This is a genomic window from Streptomyces sp. AN091965 (assembly GCF_022698285.1).
GTDB lineage: Bacteria > Actinomycetota > Actinomycetes > Streptomycetales > Streptomycetaceae > Streptomyces.
Map to the genome: position 1 here is coordinate 847,153 of NZ_JALDMY010000001.1, position 15,119 is coordinate 862,271.

Annotated in this window: 16 protein-coding genes; 9 read left to right on the forward strand and 7 right to left on the reverse strand. The window is 72.4% G+C overall.

What is annotated here, in order from left to right:
- Positions 1 to 56: 56 nt before the first annotated feature.
- Positions 57 to 2,204 (forward strand): endo-beta-N-acetylglucosaminidase, encoded by a 2,148-nt coding sequence (locus tag MQV74_RS03255; RefSeq protein WP_242714484.1) that lies wholly within the window; start codon positions 57 to 59, stop codon positions 2,202 to 2,204.
- A 79-nt stretch (positions 2,205 to 2,283) separates the two neighbouring features.
- Here MQV74_RS03255 and MQV74_RS03260 read toward each other — a convergent pair whose 3' ends face one another.
- The 3 genes from MQV74_RS03260 to MQV74_RS03270 all read right to left on the reverse strand — a co-directional run bounded on the left by MQV74_RS03260 (position 2,284) and on the right by MQV74_RS03270 (position 4,098).
- Positions 2,284 to 2,751, reverse strand: a complete 468-nt coding sequence (locus MQV74_RS03260) for an NUDIX hydrolase (protein ID WP_242714485.1) — start codon at positions 2,749 to 2,751, stop codon at positions 2,284 to 2,286.
- Between the two features lie 22 nt (positions 2,752 to 2,773).
- Entirely contained in the window at positions 2,774 to 3,043 is a 270-nt protein-coding gene (locus tag MQV74_RS03265; protein WP_242714486.1) for a hypothetical protein, read from the reverse strand.
- Between the two features lie 116 nt (positions 3,044 to 3,159).
- Positions 3,160 to 4,098, reverse strand: a complete 939-nt coding sequence (locus tag MQV74_RS03270; protein ID WP_242714487.1) for a hypothetical protein — start codon at positions 4,096 to 4,098, stop codon at positions 3,160 to 3,162.
- A 561-nt stretch (positions 4,099 to 4,659) separates the two neighbouring features.
- On the opposite strand from MQV74_RS03270, the gene MQV74_RS03275 reads away from it, so the two are divergent.
- From MQV74_RS03275 to MQV74_RS03295, 5 genes are all read left to right on the forward strand, one after another.
- The gene (locus MQV74_RS03275) at positions 4,660 to 5,283 is read left to right on the forward strand and encodes a hypothetical protein (RefSeq protein ID WP_242714488.1); all 624 of its coding nucleotides are present in this window, start codon (positions 4,660 to 4,662) and stop codon (positions 5,281 to 5,283) included.
- A 112-nt stretch (positions 5,284 to 5,395) separates the two neighbouring features.
- A complete protein-coding gene (locus MQV74_RS03280; RefSeq protein WP_242714489.1) occupies positions 5,396 to 5,971 on the forward strand; it encodes a TerD family protein in 576 nt (191 codons plus the stop codon).
- Between the two features lie 276 nt (positions 5,972 to 6,247).
- Entirely contained in the window at positions 6,248 to 7,612 is a 1,365-nt protein-coding gene (locus MQV74_RS03285; protein ID WP_242714490.1) for a hemolysin family protein, read from the forward strand.
- Complete coding sequence (locus MQV74_RS03290; protein WP_242714491.1) at positions 7,609 to 8,628, forward strand: hemolysin family protein; 1,020 nt, start codon at positions 7,609 to 7,611, stop codon at positions 8,626 to 8,628. Before MQV74_RS03285 ends, MQV74_RS03290 begins: the two co-directional genes overlap by 4 nt.
- 157 nt (positions 8,629 to 8,785) lie before the next feature.
- On the forward strand, positions 8,786 to 9,229 hold the full coding sequence (locus MQV74_RS03295) for a GNAT family N-acetyltransferase (protein WP_242714492.1): 444 nt from the start codon (positions 8,786 to 8,788) through the stop codon (positions 9,227 to 9,229).
- A 145-nt stretch (positions 9,230 to 9,374) separates the two neighbouring features.
- Here the strand turns inward: MQV74_RS03295 and MQV74_RS03300 are convergent, their stop codons facing one another.
- A complete protein-coding gene (locus MQV74_RS03300; protein ID WP_242714493.1) occupies positions 9,375 to 9,602 on the reverse strand; it encodes a hypothetical protein in 228 nt (75 codons plus the stop codon).
- 175 nt (positions 9,603 to 9,777) lie between these two features.
- Between MQV74_RS03300 and MQV74_RS03305 the strand changes: the two genes are divergently transcribed.
- On the forward strand, positions 9,778 to 10,773 hold the full coding sequence (locus tag MQV74_RS03305; RefSeq protein WP_242714494.1) for a sporulation protein: 996 nt from the start codon (positions 9,778 to 9,780) through the stop codon (positions 10,771 to 10,773).
- A gap of 86 nt (positions 10,774 to 10,859) precedes the next feature.
- Here the strand turns inward: MQV74_RS03305 and MQV74_RS03310 are convergent, their stop codons facing one another.
- Together MQV74_RS03310 and MQV74_RS03315 are read right to left on the reverse strand one after the other, a co-directional pair.
- Positions 10,860 to 11,795, reverse strand: a complete 936-nt coding sequence (locus MQV74_RS03310; protein ID WP_242714495.1) for a M56 family metallopeptidase — start codon at positions 11,793 to 11,795, stop codon at positions 10,860 to 10,862.
- A 6-nt stretch (positions 11,796 to 11,801) separates the two neighbouring features.
- On the reverse strand, positions 11,802 to 12,206 hold the full coding sequence (locus MQV74_RS03315) for a BlaI/MecI/CopY family transcriptional regulator (protein ID WP_242714496.1): 405 nt from the start codon (positions 12,204 to 12,206) through the stop codon (positions 11,802 to 11,804).
- Positions 12,207 to 12,551: 345 nt separating this feature from the next.
- Here MQV74_RS03315 and MQV74_RS03320 point away from each other — a divergent pair, with 345 nt between their 5' ends.
- Complete coding sequence (locus MQV74_RS03320; protein ID WP_242714497.1) at positions 12,552 to 13,187, forward strand: hypothetical protein; 636 nt, start codon at positions 12,552 to 12,554, stop codon at positions 13,185 to 13,187.
- Between the two features lie 42 nt (positions 13,188 to 13,229).
- On the forward strand, positions 13,230 to 13,823 hold the full coding sequence (locus MQV74_RS03325; protein ID WP_242714498.1) for a TerD family protein: 594 nt from the start codon (positions 13,230 to 13,232) through the stop codon (positions 13,821 to 13,823).
- An 11-nt stretch (positions 13,824 to 13,834) separates the two neighbouring features.
- On the opposite strand, the gene MQV74_RS03330 is transcribed toward MQV74_RS03325, so the two are convergent.
- Positions 13,835 to 15,064, reverse strand: a complete 1,230-nt coding sequence (locus MQV74_RS03330; protein ID WP_242714499.1) for a cytochrome P450 family protein — start codon at positions 15,062 to 15,064, stop codon at positions 13,835 to 13,837.
- Between the last annotated feature and the right edge of the window lie 55 nt (positions 15,065 to 15,119).

A 15,119-nucleotide genomic window follows, 5' to 3' on the forward strand; every position in this document is an offset into this window, starting at 1 on the left:
CTCCGGACACACCATTTGACAGCGTTGTCATCACCGCGGTGCGAGGAGAGACGGCCATGGAACAGAGACCGACGGCGGCGACCGTTGAGCGACGCGCTTTCCTGAAGATGCTCGGTGCCGCGGGGGTGACCGTGGGCCTGGCCGGGACGGTGTCGCTCGCCGGGGCGGCCGGGGTCGCGTACGCCGCCGAGGAGGGCCGGGTCCGCGCGCCCCACCAGCCGTACATGCACGGGTACAACGCGGCCGGGCTCAAGTCCTGGACCCCCGCGTCGGATCCGTACGCGCGGTACTTCCGCTCGCGGGTGCCGCTCGCCTCCCGCATCGCCCCCTTCGCCGCGACGCAGGCGCGCCCCGCCCTGGCCTCCGAGGCCCAGGTCATGAACATGTCCTACGACTACGACAACGCCTTCTTCACGGCCTACCGCCACAACGACCAGTACGCGCGCAGGCTGCTCAGGTTCTGGCAGTACAGCGACCTGTACAGCTCCTGGCACGGCATGCCGGTGGCGGGCTCGTCCACGACCGACCCCGAGCACGGGCTCATCAACCTGCCCAACCCTGCGTACACCGACGCCGCGCACCGCAACGGCGTGAAGTCGCTCGCGGGGTGGTTCTGGCCGCGGAACGGCTCCTTCTCCGCCTATCTGGAGCAGCGGTCCGACGGTTCGTTCCCCGTTGCCGACAAGCTCCTGGAGATGGCCGACTACTTCGGCTTCGACGGCTACTTCATCAATCAGGAGGCGTCCATATCCGGCCCGGACGCGACGCGGTTGATGGCGTTCCTGAAGTATCTGCGGGCCAAGGCCCCCGCGGGGTTCCACCTCCAGTGGTACGACTCGCTCACCACGAGCGGCCAGCTCGCCTACCAGAACCAGTTCAACGACGCCAACGCCCCCTGGGTGCGGCACCAGGGCACCCCCGTCAACCACAGCATCTTCATCAACTACGCCTGGAACGCCTCCCGGGTGGCCGCCTCGGTCGCCACCGCGAAGCGGCTCGGCATGAAGGTCCACGACGTGGTGTACCTCGGCACCGAGAACGAGAAGTACGGCTTCAACCCGCCCTACGACACCCGGCTCGTGTTCCCCGAAGGCGGCCGCGCGCAGGCGAGTTGGGCCCTGTTCGGCACGCACATGGCCTGGGCGAACAACCCCGACCGCGGCGACCCGGACAAGCAGCAGAACACCTTCGTGCGCGAGCGGCGCTACTGGTCGGGCCCCAACGAGGACCCCACCCGGACCGGCAGGACCGAGTACGTCCCCTGGCCCGACAACGGCCGGCCCAACGACCCCGACAACCACCGCAAGTGGGACGGTGTCGCGCACTACATCGCCGAGCGGTCGGTGATCGGCGCCTTCCCCTTCGTCACCCGCTTCAACACCGGGCACGGCCGGGCGTTCTTCCTCGACGGAGTACGCCGCTCCGACCGTGAGTGGAACAACGCCGGGGCCCAGGACCTGCTGCCCACCTGGCAGTGGTGGGTGCGCGGCGAGGGCGACGGCGCGCCCGCCACCGTCGATTACGACCCTACGACGGCGTACGACGGCGGCTCCTCCCTCCTGATCTCCGCGGCGCGCGGGGCCGCCCGCGCCACCACCGTCCGGCTCTTCAAGACGGGGCTGCGCGTCACGGGCGGGGAGAGCGCACGCCTGGTGTTCCGCACCGACCGGCCGGGCCAGGACAGCGGTCTCGAACTGGGGCTCGTGTTCGAGGACGCCCCGGACCGCACGTCGTGGCTCGCGGCCGGTCGCGCGGCGGCCTCCGGCTGGACCACGGTCACGCTGCCGCTGGACGCCTTCCGGGGCCGGACCGTCGCGGCGCTGCACCTGCGCGTCTCACCTCCGGCCGGGGACGCGTACCGCCTCAACCTCGGGGAACTGGCCCTGCTCCCCGCAGGCTCCTCCCGACCCCCCGCCAGGCCGACCGGCTTCACGGTCGAGAAGGCCCACCCGGACGCGGCACGCACCACGGCCGAGGCCTTCCTCGCCTGGGACTTCGCGGACTCGGGCGTCTGGTACTACGACGTGTGGCGCCTGCGCGCCGACGGCACGCCGGAGCCCCTCGGCCGCGTCTACGACGACGTCCACTACGTCAAGTCCCTCACCCGCGACGGCACCGAGACGGCCACGACCCTGGCCTTGGTGGCCGTATCCCCGGACGGCACCCGCTCAGCACCGGCCACCGCACAGGTGACGTGGGCCTAGCGACGAGGCACGCCCGGCGCGATGCCCCGGTGTGCGGGGCCTCGCTGCCGGGCCTGCGAGGGGGGCCATGGGGCGTGGCTCAGTGCTGGATCAGACCGCCGACCGGTACGGGAGCGACGTGGCCCGTTGCCGGAGCGGTCCGCGCCAGCGCCAGCCCGACGTCGACCAGCGATGACCGGCGCAGCCGAGCCACGTCGGGGACCGGTGTCCAGACCGACTCGGCGACGTCGCCCTCCAGCTCGGGCCGGAGCCTGCCGCCGACAACACGGACCCGGTAGTAGACACCGATGTTCTGGTGCTCGACGCCGACGCGGGCTTCGGCCGCGGGGATCACCCTGGAGTCCACGCCCAGCAGGCGTTCGACCACCGCTGCGCAGCCGGTCTCCTCGGCGACCTCCCGGACCACCGCGTCGAACGGATCCTCCGCGTGCTCCACCCTCCCACCCGGAAGCGTCCAGGTGGACTCCCCCTCCGGGGAAACGTGCCGGGCGAGCAGTACCCGCCGCCCCTCCATACACACGGCGTACGCGGCCAGCCGGAAACTCATGGCCTTCACCTCCCACGGGACCCTATCCCGGCGTCCGCGGCGGAAAGGAGCACCGGCCGGTCGGCCGGTTCAGGCGACGTAAGTGCGCCTGCGGAAAGCCGCCACCACGGCCCGCTGGGCAGCCTGGAAGTCTTCCGTGCGGCACCTTGACGATGAACTCGGCCACCAAGCGCATGATGGCCGCCTTCTGGGCGTCGGCGGCCTGCCGACGGGCGGACCACAGCGACACCACCAGGGCTGAGATGGCGACCAGCATGCTCAGGGCGGTGGCCACCCATGACGCGGACTCCATGCGGGCAGTATGGACACGGCCCGAGACCGACGGAAGCGTGCTGCCGCACCGTGCCCGCGCGTCGGCCTCCCCCGGCCGTTCCAGCCGGGGGAGGCCGCGGGTCGTGGCGGCTCGGGTCAGGACGGGTTGAGCTTGATGGCGAAGGCGTTGAAGATGTCCCAGACGTCGACCCAGACGACCCAGGTCGGGTATCCCGTCCATCCTCCGCGGACGATTCCGTTGAGTTCGCGGGAGTCGGGGTGGTTGATGGTGATCACGGGGCCACCGCTGTCGCCGCCGCGTGCGGCCGTGGCGCCGTCCTTCTGGACTCCGACCGTCGTGATGACCCCGCCGTGGTCGAACTCCACGTTCGTCACGCGGATGCCGCAGACCACCTTGGAGTTGCAACCGAGCTGGCACACCTCGTCGTTGACGAGGTTGCTGCACACGCCGTTGAGGTAACGCGTGCAGCCGGTCGCGTCCAGGCCGTCCCAGGTGCTGACCGCCGGGATGCCGGAGGTGCAGTGCGACTGGGGGTTGCCCGCGTTGTCCAGGGCCGCACCCGCGTAGAAGGGCGAGGAGTCGTCCTGACGCGTGTACAACAGGGGGTCCGAGCCCCGTCGCTGGCCTTGCAGGACGTCGTAGCGCGGGGTGTCGCCGTTCGCCAGGCGGGCCGCGGGCGCGGTGGCGAAGTACGTGTCCGCCTTGGCGGCGTCGCCGGCCATGACCTTGATCGAGGTGCCGTCCACCGAGTGCCCGATGCCCTGGATCTCGAAGGGAAGCCGGGATCCGAGGCCCTTGAGGCGGTTGATGTGCCGGAGGAGTTCCGTACGGCTCGACGGTGCGGCCCTGACCTCGACGAGCCCGAGGTCGGCCTTCGGCGCGCGCCGCTTCACCTGGGCCAGGAACGCGTCCTTCTCACCGGGGTCGGTGAGGAACAGCTCCACCGTGCGGTGGCCGGGTCCGATGCGTACGCCCGTGAACACGTCCTGGCGCTGTTCCCTGCCGACCTGCTGCGCGGTGCTGCCGACGAGCCGCAGCGGGTTGAGGACCGCGGCCTTCTGCCGGCCCGTCATGCGGTCCAGGTCGGCCTGGGACAGCGGAGCCCGCCCCGGGGATTCGGCGGACGCCGAGCCGGGGGCGAGGGAAGTCAGGAGAAGAAGCGAGAGAGCGGCGGCCGGGATCCCGTACCGCCGTAAGTCACTGTGCGTGCCACCCTCCACAGGGTCACTGCTGTGCTCCACCGGGGCACTGCTCTGACCAACTCGGCAACGGACGCTGACAGCACCGGAATTCACGGGCACAGCAGGAGCGCACGGCTGGCCGAATGCGACACACGGAACGACCGGCTCCCACACGGCGGTGTGGCGCGGGGTGCCGCTGGGATGCGGGCAGCGCCCGTGCGGTCGGCGGCCCGGAGCACGCCCTTCCCGTTCTCCCGCCGTCAGGCCCGGGTTCCGGCGCGACTCGTTCCCGTACGGCCCCGACAGACCCTTCATCACGGTGAATTAGCGGCGATCCACCCCTTCACCACTTCTACACTGATGTAGATTCCTTCGCGATCTCCCTCCGGAAGGAGCCCTCGGCGCGACGTCTTCGCCGGGGGCCGGACGCGGGCACGTCGAAGGAAGAAGCCATTGCCTCACGCCGAGATGTCGGAGAGTTCCGCCGCCCTTGAGCGCACCCTCGAACAGGCCCTTCGGTCCCGCGAGTTCAGGGCCGCGGCCGGACGCAGCGACAACGTCCCGAACGCCGTGCAGCTCCGTACGCGCGCCCGCCGGGCCCGCCGGGCGATCCTGGCGAAGGCGGAGGAGGAGTACTCCCGCTACCTGCGGGCGCGGGCCACGGCCGCTCCCCACCGGCCCCGCAGTCGATGCGCCGGTACGGCGTGCCGGACCGGCGGCGGTGCCGCGCTCCTCTCCACGCTGGTCCCGGTGCTCTCCGCCGTCACCGCCGAGGTGCTCCTCCTCACCGGATTGGCCCTGGCCGCCTTCACCGAACGGCAGTACCTCCCGGAGGCCTTCATGACCGTGGGCCTCATCGCCGCGACCGTGGCCGTGGGGTCGGTCCTCCCGGATCTCGCCCGGCTGTCCGGGCACGCGCGACGTCGGCACCCGGCACCGGCGGGCGCCGGTCGGCACACACCCGACCGCGCCATCGAACAGGCCCGCACCGCCTGGCACATGGCCCTCCTGGAGCGGGGTGTCATGCCGTTCCTCCTCGGCTGCCTGACCGAGGTGAGGCCCGAGGACACGGGGTAATCGGACGAAGTGCGCTCCATGCCGGTCGGACGCAACCCGGGTGGGCCGACCGGCGTCCTTGCCGGAGGACGACGCACACCAGCGCGCCGCGACAAGCGATGGAGGATGAGCAGTGGGTGTTTCCCTGTCCAAGGGTGGCAACGTTTCGCTGAGCAAGGAGGCGCCCGGCCTGACCGCCGTACTGGTCGGCCTCGGCTGGGACGTGCGGACCACGACGGGTACCGACTACGACCTCGACGCATCGGCTCTGCTGTGCGACGACTCCGGCAAGGTGATCTCCGACCAGCACTTCATCTTCTACAACAACCTCACGAGCCCGGACGGCTCGGTCGAGCACACCGGTGACAACCTCACCGGCGAGGGCGAGGGCGACGACGAGGCCGTCAAGGTCAACCTGGCCACCGTCCCGGCCGACATCACCAAGATCGTCTTCCCGGTCTCCATCCACGACGCCGAGAACCGCGGCCAGAGCTTCGGCCAGGTCCGCAACGCCTTCATCCGCGTCGTCAACCAGGCCGACAACCAGGAGATCGCCCGCTACGACCTCTCCGAGGACGCCTCCACCGAAACCGCCATGGTCTTCGGCGAGCTCTACCGCCACGGCACCGAATGGAAGTTCCGCGCCGTCGGCCAGGGCTACGCCTCCGGCCTGCGCGGCATCGCCTCGGACTTCGGCGTCAACGTCTGACCCCAGGCCGTGGCGCAACACCCCGGACCGGCCCACGCGCATCCCGCGTGGGCCGGTCCACGGAGGGGCAGGTCCCGGCGGTCGGCAGCTGGCGGGGGAACCCGGGCGCGATGACAATCGTTGCACTGGCACACACCCCAGCACGAGGAGCCACCCCTTGTCCGCCAGCCCGACGGACCCCCCGGGGCACTGTCCCGGACCATCCCGCCCCACCTCGGCCGCCGCGCACCAGCCGCTCGCCCCGGCCGACCGCGGCACCCTGCGGGATGGTGTCCGATGAGTGCCGCGCTCGGCCTGCTCGCCGTCCTCGTCCTGACGGCGGGCACCGGCTATTTCGTCGCCCAGGAATTCGCCTACGTCTCCGCGGACCGGCTCGCCCTCGCCCGCGAGGCCGCAGCGGGCGACCGCCGCGCCGCCCGCGCCCTGAAGGTGCTGGAGCGGCTCTCCTTCATGCTGTCGGGCGCACAGCTCGGCATCACCGTGACCGGCCTGGTCGTCGGCTTCCTCGCCGAACCTTCCCTGTCCGCCCTGCTCAGGCCGCTCCTCACCGGCATCGGCATCCCCGACGGCGCCGTCACCGGCACCTCCGTCGCCCTCGCCTTCGTGCTCGCCACGGTCGTCCAGATGGTCCTCGGCGAGCTCGCACCGAAGAACCTCGCCCTCGCCGTCCCCGAGCGCCTCGCCAAGTCCCTCGCCGCCTCCACCCTCGCCTATCTGAAAGTCGTCGGCCCCGTCGTACGGATCTTCGACAGCGCCGCGAACCGACTGCTGCGCCGCATGGGCATCGAGCCCGTCGAAGAGCTGCACCACGGCGCCACCCTCGAAGAGCTCGGCCACCTCATCGGCGAGTCCCACGAGCGCGGCGAGCTGCCCGAGGACACCGCCGCCCTCCTCGACCGCGCCCTGGACTTCTCCGAGCGCACCCTCGGCGAAGTCCTGGTGCCGCGCGTCGACGCCGTCTTCGTCCGCAAAGACGCCGGAGCCGCCGAAGCCGTCGCACTCATCGCCCGGCACGGCCACTCCAACTACCCGGTGCTCGGCGACCACCCCGACGACGTCACCGGCGTCCTGGGCGTGCGCGAGCTCATGCGGACCCCCACCGACCGCCTCCCGGAAGCGACCGCCCACACCCTCGCCCGCCCCGCCCTGCTGCTCCCGGAGACCCTCGAACTGCCCGACGCCGTTCGGCAGATGCGCGAGCGCGACGACGAGTTCGCCGTCGTCCTCGACGAGCACGGCGGGGTCGCGGGCATCGTCACGTACGAGGACATCGCCGAGGAACTCGTCGGGGACATCGCCGACGAGACCGACGAAGTGGTGCGGGTCGCCGTCCGCGACGGCCACGGCTGGCTCGTGGACGCGGGCCGCCGGCTCGACGAGGTCGCCGACGCCACCGGCATCCACCTGCCCGAGGAAGACGACTACGACACCGTGGCCGGTCTCGTCGTCGACCGGCTCGGACGCTTCCCCGCCATCGGCGACCACCTCACCCTGGAGCTGCCCGACGGCACCGGCGTGACCGTCGACGTCCGCACCCTGGACCGGCACGTCCCCGAGCGCGTGCGCCTGGAGCTCCGGCCCGCCACCGGCACCGGCACCGGCACCGACGAGCAGGCCCGCCCCGAGGAGACCCGCTCATGAGCTTCCCCATGGCGCTGTTCGTCACCGTGCTGCTGCTGATCGGCAGCGGATTCTTCGTCGCCGCCGAGTTCGCCCTCGTCGCCGCCCGCCGCCACCGCGTGGAGAAGGCCGCCGCGGAGGGCCGGCGCGGAGCCCAGGCCGTGCTCGCCGGAATGCGCGAGCTGTCGCTGATGCTGGCGGGCGCGCAGCTCGGCATCACCGTCTGCACACTGGGCCTCGGCTCCGTCTCCAAGCCCGCCATCTCCCACGAGCTCGACCCGCTGCTGCACCGCATCGGCCTGCCCAGCGGCGTCAGCTACGGCGTCTCCTTCGCGCTCGCGATGATCATCGTGGTGTTCCTGCACATGGTGATCGGCGAGATGGCGCCCAAATCCTGGGCCATCGCCCACCCCGAGCGCTCCGCGATGCTGCTCACCCCCGCCTTCCGTACGACGGTCAAGGCCGTACGCCCGCTCATCTGGATCCTGAACAAGGTCAGCAACGCCCTGGTGCGCCTGTGCCGGGTCGAACCGCGCGAGGAGCTGACGTCCGTGCACAACCGCGAGCAGCTCACCCACCTCGTCGCCGAGTCCCAGCGCCTCGGTCTGATCAGCCGGGACGACTCCGAGCTGATCACCCGCTCCCTGACCGAACCGCTGACGCCGGTGGGCGACCTCCAGACCCCGGCCGCCGCCATCACGGCCGTCGACGCCTCGGCCACACCCGAGGACGTGCTGCGCATCGCCTCCGCGCACGACCGCACCCGGCTGCTCGTACGCGACGGCGCCCGGGTCCTCGGCTCCGTGCACGCGCGCGACGCCCTCGTCGCCCAGTCCCAGGGGCGCGGCACCAGCGCGCGGGAGCTGGCCCGCCCGCTGCCCGAGCTTCCGGCGGACACCACGCTCGCCCACGCGGTCGAACAGCTCCGCCAGCGGCGTGCCTCCCTGGCCGTGGTCTGCGACGACTCCGGCCGCCTGACCGGCCTCGTCACCCTGGACGACCTGCTGGCCCGCTACCTCCAGCCGAAGCCGCCCTGACGGTCGCATTGATGCACGAGATCGCATCGCGCCCCCGCGACTCCGGCCCGCCCCCCGTACGGAGTACCGCGACCGGGATTCCGGTGCCCGCGCGCGGGCAGGTGTGCCACGATGCCGAGGCTCGGTCGCCCAACGGGGATCCTGGGAAGGATGGTTCGTGCGTGCCAACCCGCTGAGCGCGTGGCTCCCCCTCGGCCACGGCGCCCCCGCACAGGACAGCGAGGCGGTGAGGCTGACGGCCCTGGCGCCCCCGGCCCCGCACGCGCCCTCCACCATCGCCCTGCACCTGGAGCGGGGCCCCCTCATCGGCCAGGTCGACTTCCGCCTCTGCCACGCCTGCCGCACGGGCCGCATCCAGCAGATCTGGATCACCGAGACCTGGCAACGCCAAGGGCTCGGCAGGCAGGCCCTCCACACCGCCCTCGCACAGGCACCCGGCTACCGTTGGAACACGACGACGCAGTCCCGCCAAGGACGCGCCTTCTTCCGCGCCATGTCCGAGGAGACCGGCGTGGAGCTCTGCTCCCGAACCCCTCCCTGCGCCCACCTCATGGGCCGCTACCGACGGCTGTGGCGCCTGGTGCGCGGCGCGTGGCGGTGAATCCGCTCGCCACCATCGGGGCCTCGTCGCCCTCGGGGCCTCGCCACCATCAAGGCCTCGCAGGAGCGGAGCCCTAGGCCTCGCCGAAGTCGGGCCCGGAAGCCGTAGCCGTACCCGTAGCCGTAGCCGTAGCCGTAGCCGTCGGTCAGTCCGTCGGCTCCTCGGGGTCGGGATGCTCCGGATGCACGGTGTCGGAGCGTTCCTCCCCGCTCCGCCGGGCCCCGGGCTCGTCCGGGCTCGGCACGTCCTCGCGGTCCACCTGATCCCGGTCGTCCTCCAGCGGATCACTCCCGGCACCCGCCTGCTGATCGGGAAGGTCTCGCGGAATCGGCTGCTCGCTCTCACCCGGTGTCTCGTTCCTGCGCTCGGTCACGTCACGCTCCTCTTCCGACGGCTCAGCACCTTCGTACGCGCTGCTGGACGTCTGCACGAGCTACCGCGCCGAGAGCCACCGAAACCCCCGCCTGCGCGTATTCTCTCTACAGCCCTGTAGAGCAGGGCTTCTGACGGATACTCACAGGTACTCAGGCGAAGGAGTGAACGCCGCGATGGTGTTCAAACGACTGCTCGGCTCGCTCGGTGTGGGCGGCCCCTCGGTGGACACGGTGCTGGAGCCCGGTGCGGCACGGCCCGGCGGACCGGTGCGCGGGCAGGTCCACCTCCAGGGCGGCAAGGCGGACTTCGACATCGAGCACATCACGCTGGAGCTGGTGGCCCGGGTGGAGGCCGAGCACGAGGGCGGGGAGCACGAGGGCTTCGTGGTGTTCGACCGGAGCACGGTCGGCGGCGGCTTCCGGCTCGGCGAGGGGCAGCACCACAGCGTGCCCTTCTCCCTGACCCTGCCGTGGGAGACACCTGTCACGGAGCTGTACGGCCAGGACCTGGGCATCGTGCTCGGCGTGCGGACCGAGCTGGCGGTGGCGGGCGGCAAGGACAAGGGCGACCTGGACGCGCTCGCGGTGGGCCCGCTGCCGGTCCAGGAGGCGGTCCTCGAAGCGTTCGGGCAGCTCGGCTTCGGCTTCAGGTCCGCCGATCTGGAGCTCGGGCACATCGGCGGCACCGGCCAGCGGCTCCCCTTCTACCAGGAGCTCGAACTGACCCCCGCCCCGCGGTACGCCCAGACGGTCAACGAGATCGAGGTGACCTTCCTCGCCCGTCCCGGCGGCGTGGAGGTGGTCCTCGAGGCCGACAAGCGCGGCGGGTTCCTCTCCTCCGGGCACGACGCGGTCGCGCGCTTCACCGTCGGCCACGACGGCGTCGAGCACCAGGACTGGAACGCGGTGGTGGACGGCTGGGTGCGGCAACTCGTCGAGCACCGGGCCTCGTACGGGAGTCACTCCTTCCACGACGCCCACGCCGCCCCTGGCTTCCACGACACCGGCCACGGCCACGGCTCGCAGCACCGCGCGGGGCCGGGCATGGGCACCGTCGTCGCCGCGGGAGCCGCCGGGCTCGCGGTCGGCGTCGTCGGCGGCATGGTCGCGGCCGAAGTCGTGGACGAGGTCGGGGACTTCTTCGAAGGGGAGGAAGAAGAGGAAGGGTGACCAGCGCCCGGCGGGAGGGGACTCGGTGCGGCGCACCGGGCCCTCCCCGTCAGCACCGGGCCCCCGTCGGCGCGACCCCGCGCCCGTCAGAGGGGCGTGGCCGCGTGCAGGATCAGCACCATCGTCACCGTCGAGTTCGCCGAGGACATGGCCGAGGCCACCGTCCCCACCGCCGCCGTCCACGCGGCGAGCCCGACGGAGGTGAAGACCGAGGGCCAGCTGCGGGCCGCGGGCGCCGGGCGCAGCAGGGCCGCGACCCGGCGCGGCACCGGCCCCGGGGCCGCGAGCCCGGCGAGGGTCGGGGCCGGGGCGCCCTTGGAGACCAGTGCGGCCTTGCCGATCGCGAGCGCCACGGCCCTGCGGTCTCCCACGGCTTGGGCGGCCTCCTCGTCGGCCCATCGCTCGGTGGTGTACGAGACGGCCGTCCGCAGCGGGCGCAGGAAGGGGTTGGCGCGGGCGGCCAGCTGTACCGCGAGCAGATGCCGGTGGTGCCGGGCGGCGAGGTGGGCCCGTTCATGGGCGAACAGGGCCCGGCGCTGCGGCGCCTGGAGACAGGACAGCAGGCCCTGGGACACCACGATCCGGTCGCGCGCCCTGCCGCCGGGCAGCGCGTACGCGTACGGAACGCGGTCGTCCAGGACCACGACGGTCGTCTCGGGCGCGCCGCTCAGGGCGCGGTGGGCGCGGCGGCGCACCCGGCGGTGTCGCCACAGGGTGCGTCCGCATCCCGTGGCCACGGCGAGGAGGACCGGGATGGCCAGCTTGCCGACGACCTCCTCCCCCGGGACGGCCTCGCGCACCTCGGGATCCGACCAGCCGTCGGGCAGCGGGTTGCCGGGCAGTTGCGCCGTGCCGACCACCATCAGCAGGCCCAGGCTGACCGTGCTGCAGGTCGCCATCACCACGGCCACGCCGGTGAGCAGCCGCGTGGCGAGACGCGGGTGCAGCCGCTGCTCGGCGAGGCGCGCCACCGGCCAGGCCGTCAGCGGCAGCACCAGCGGCAGAAAAATGAAGACCCCCATCAGGCGTCAGTCTTCCCGCCCCGTCTCGGCGTCGCGCAGCAGGTCCCGCAACACCCGTTCGTCCTCGGCCGACAGGGTCGTGACGAAGCTGGCGAGGACCGCTTCGCGGTCCTCCTCCCCGTCGAGCACCTTGCGCATCTTGTGCGCGGCGAGCCCGGCCTCGTCCGACGCCGGGGTCCACACGAACGACCGGCCCACGCGCTCCCTGGCCACCGCCCCCTTGGCGAGCAGCCGGGTGAGGATCGTGATCACGGTGGTGTACGCGAGGTCGCCGCCGAGGCGGTCCTTGACCCAGGCCGCGCTGACCGCCTCCCCGGCCTCGCGCAGCGAGGTCAGGACGAGCAGTTCCAGCTCGCCCTGCCCGCGCCGCCGGTGTCGCGCCGCGGGTCGACCGCGTCCGCCGTCCGCCATGCTGAGCTCCCTTCGGCCCCGGGCCCCGTATGCGTACCCGTACCCGTCGCTTCCCGAGGCGCGCGCACATCGTACTGATCGACCGGGGAACGAACGGGCCGTCCCGGCCGGATTCCGCCGTGGGGGGACGCATGCCGCAGCGGCCCGCACTTCTACATTGCTGTAGATTCTTGTTCCCGGGGCCGGCCCATCGGTCCTCGGGCCATTCAACTGGGGAGTTGAGCATGGGAGTTTCGCTGTGTGGAGGCGGTTGCGCGCCCCTCTTCGGGGCCTGTGGCTGACAGCGATGCCTCACGACGAGACGCGCCGGGAGCGCCGTTGCCGCCAGGTCCGCCGGAGACCGGTGTGACCCTTCGTCTGCGCCCGGAGGACCGGGCCGACTTCGCGTGGGTGCTCGCCCTCGCCCTGGACGTCACGGACATCCGCACCGCCCTCGCCCGGTACCCGGTCGCGCCCGACACGGCCCGGCTCCGGGCCGGGGCGCTGGCCGAGGCGGACGGGATCGCGGCCGCGGCCGACGACGAGTACCGGACATATCTACGCGCACGTGCGGCCGTGATGCCGCCGCCCCCGCCCGTCACCCCGCCCGCCGGGACGTCACCGACCGGGCAGGGCACCGGGGCCCTCCTTCCCGCCCTCGGTGTGCTCACCCCGCTGATCTCGGCGGTCGCGGCCGCGGTGTTCCTGCTCTCCGGGTACGGGCTCCGCCTCGCCACGCCCCGGAGCCAGGCGGCGACGACACTCGTGACCGCGGGCTGGGTGTGCGCTCTCGTGGCGGCGGTCAGCACCGGCGTCGGGCTCTGCGCCCTGCTGGTCACGGCGGTGCGCGACCGCACGCGGCCGCCGTCCGCCCACCCCCTGCCCGTGCGCAACCCGGCGGCGGAACAGGCCCGTGCCGCCTGGCACCAAGCGCTCCTGGACCGTGGTCTGCTCCCCTACCTGCGCGGACAGCTCACCGTCGGCCCGCCTCCCGCGGACTGACCCCGTACCCCCTCACCGCATCGACGAAAGGCGGCACTTTCCATGTCCACTCCCGTGAATCTCACCAAGGGCCAGCAGATCAGCCTGAACAAGGCCGACGGGGGCGCGCTCACGGCCGTACGCATGGGGCTCGGCTGGCAGGCCGCGCCCCGCAAGGGCTTCCTGGCGAAGCTCACCGGCAGCCGCGAGATCGACCTCGACGCCTCCGCGGTGCTGTTCAGCGCAGCGGGGCAGCCGGTCGACGTGGTCTTCTTCCAGCACCTCGTGAGTGACGACGGCTCCGTCCGCCACACCGGCGACAACCTGGTCGGCGGCGCGGGGCAGGGCGGTGACGACGAGGCGATCCTGGTCGACCTCGCCCGCGTCCCCGCCCACGTCGACCAGATCGTGTTCACCGTCAACTCCTTCACCGGGCAGACGTTCGCCGAGGTGGCGAACGCCTTCTGCCGTCTGATCGACGAGTCGACCAGCCGTGAGCTGGCCCGCTACACCCTCACCGGCGGCGGCAGCCACACCGCCCAGATCATGGCGAAGGTCCACCGCACCCCCTCCGGCTGGCAGCTGAAGGCCATCGGCGAGCCCGCGTCGGGGCGCACCTTCCAGGACCTGCTCCCGGCGGTCGCGCAGCACCTGTGAGCCGTTGCGGCTCAGGCGCGCAGCCGTACGGGGAGCTCCTTGTGGCCGTTGGAGATGAAGGAGTCCAGGGGCCGCAGCTCCTCGGCGGGGACGGCGAGTTCGATGGCGGGGAAGCGGTCGAAGAGCGCGCGCAGGGCCGTGGTGACCTCCAGGCGTGCGAGCGGGGCACCCAGGCAGAAGTGCGCGCCGTGCCCGAAGGCCAGGTGGTCCTTCAGGATTCGGGTGACGTCGAAGGCGTCGGCGCTCGGGCCGTGCCAGGCGGGGTGGCGGTTGGCCGCCGCGTAGGAGGCGAGGATCGCCTCGCCCGCCGCGATGGTGCCGCCGCCGGGCAGGGCGATGTCGGTCAGGGCGTAGCGCAGGGGCAGGTGGGCGACCGCCGGTTCGTGCCGCAGCGTCTCCTCGACGACGTCGTTCCACCCGGCGCGGCCCGCGCGGACGTGGTCGAGCTGCCCGGGGCGGGTCAGGAGCGCGGTGACGGCCTGGTCGATGACGTTGACGGTGGTCTCGTACCCGGCGCTGATCATCAGCGTCAGGGTGTCGCGCAGTTCGTTGTCGGACAGGCGGCTGCCGTCGCCCTCGTCGTCGCGCACGTCGATGAGCAGCGAGGTCATGTCGTCGCCGGGAGCGGCCCGCTTCGCGGCGATCAGTTCGTCCACGGTCTCGTACAGGCGGGCGGTGTTGGCGGTGGCCTCCTGCGTGGTGAGGGTGGTGTCGAAGACGCCGTCGACCAGAGCCCGGAAGGCGGGGCGCCGTGCTTCGGGGACACCCATCAGATGGCCGATGACACTGATCGGCAGCGGATAGGCGAGGTGTTCGCGCAGGTCGACGACCTCGCCGCCGGGTGCCTTGGCCCGGGCGGCCAGGTCGTCGACGAGGCGGGTGACGACGTCCTCGACGGCCGGAGCGAGCGCGGCGACGCGGCGGGCGCCGAAGGCCGGGGCGATCATCCGCCGCAGCCGCCGGTGATCGGCTCCGTAGGCGGTGAACATGTTCTCCACCGCGATCCACAGCGCCAGCGGCCAGGTCGCCACCGTCCTCTCGTACGCGGGCCAGTGCGCGCGGGCGTTCTTGGACACGTCGGGGCTGGTGAGCAGCGTCTTGAGCAGGTCGGGGTCGGTGACGGCCCAGGCCGTCACGCCGAGGACGTCCACGCGGACCGCTGGCCCGTGCGCGCGCAGGCGCCGGTCCTCGGCGTGGCGCTGGTTTCCGGTCGGGTCGAGCACGATCGGCTGGGCGGTCATACCGGTCTCCTTCAGCGGCGGAAACGAGGCGCGAACCGCCAGGCTATGCCGCCCG